This window comes from Staphylococcus sp. EG-SA-2, from assembly GCF_017152085.1.
Window position 1 is genome coordinate 1 of record NZ_JACYHC010000726.1, and the last position, 1,690, is coordinate 1,690.

1 rRNA gene is annotated in these 1,690 nt (G+C 49.2%); it reads left to right on the top strand.

From position 1 onward, the window contains the following. The first annotated feature begins 63 nt into the window (after positions 1–63). Positions 64–1,615: ribosomal RNA gene (locus IDG60_RS13215) — 16S ribosomal RNA — on the top strand. Positions 1,616–1,690 lie beyond the last annotated feature (75 nt).

The following is a 1,690-nucleotide window of genomic DNA, read 5'->3' on the forward strand; positions in this document are numbered from 1 at the left end:
AAAAACGTAACTATAAGTTACAAACATTATTTAGTATTTATGAGCTAATCAAACATCATAATTTTTATGGAGAGTTTGATCCTGGCTCAGGATGAACGCTGGCGGCGTGCCTAATACATGCAAGTCGAGCGAACGGACGAGAAGCTTGCTTCTCTGATGTTAGCGGCGGACGGGTGAGTAACACGTGGATAACCTACCTATAAGACTGGGATAACTTCGGGAAACCGGAGCTAATACCGGATAATATTTTGAACCGCATGGTTCAAAAGTGAAAGACGGTCTTGCTGTCACTTATAGATGGATCCGCGCTGCATTAGCTAGTTGGTAAGGTAACGGCTTACCAAGGCAACGATGCATAGCCGACCTGAGAGGGTGATCGGCCACACTGGAACTGAGACACGGTCCAGACTCCTACGGGAGGCAGCAGTAGGGAATCTTCCGCAATGGGCGAAAGCCTGACGGAGCAACGCCGCGTGAGTGATGAAGGTCTTCGGATCGTAAAACTCTGTTATTAGGGAAGAACATATGTGTAAGTAACTGTGCACATCTTGACGGTACCTAATCAGAAAGCCACGGCTAACTACGTGCCAGCAGCCGCGGTAATACGTAGGTGGCAAGCGTTATCCGGAATTATTGGGCGTAAAGCGCGCGTAGGCGGTTTTTTAAGTCTGATGTGAAAGCCCACGGCTCAACCGTGGAGGGTCATTGGAAACTGGAAAACTTGAGTGCAGAAGAGGAAAGTGGAATTCCATGTGTAGCGGTGAAATGCGCAGAGATATGGAGGAACACCAGTGGCGAAGGCGACTTTCTGGTCTGTAACTGACGCTGATGTGCGAAAGCGTGGGGATCAAACAGGATTAGATACCCTGGTAGTCCACGCCGTAAACGATGAGTGCTAAGTGTTAGGGGGTTTCCGCCCCTTAGTGCTGCAGCTAACGCATTAAGCACTCCGCCTGGGGAGTACGACCGCAAGGTTGAAACTCAAAGGAATTGACGGGGACCCGCACAAGCGGTGGAGCATGTGGTTTAATTCGAAGCAACGCGAAGAACCTTACCAAATCTTGACATCCTTTGACAACTCTAGAGATAGAGCCTTCCCCTTCGGGGGACAAAGTGACAGGTGGTGCATGGTTGTCGTCAGCTCGTGTCGTGAGATGTTGGGTTAAGTCCCGCAACGAGCGCAACCCTTAAGCTTAGTTGCCATCATTAAGTTGGGCACTCTAAGTTGACTGCCGGTGACAAACCGGAGGAAGGTGGGGATGACGTCAAATCATCATGCCCCTTATGATTTGGGCTACACACGTGCTACAATGGACAATACAAAGGGCAGCGAAACCGCGAGGTCAAGCAAATCCCATAAAGTTGTTCTCAGTTCGGATTGTAGTCTGCAACTCGACTACATGAAGCTGGAATCGCTAGTAATCGTAGATCAGCATGCTACGGTGAATACGTTCCCGGGTCTTGTACACACCGCCCGTCACACCACGAGAGTTTGTAACACCCGAAGCCGGTGGAGTAACCTTTTAGGAGCTAGCCGTCGAAGGTGGGACAAATGATTGGGGTGAAGTCGTAACAAGGTAGCCGTATCGGAAGGTGCGGCTGGATCACCTCCTTTCTAAGGATATATTCGGAACATCTTCTTCAGAAGATGCGGAATAACGTGACATATTGTATTCAGTTTTGAATGTTT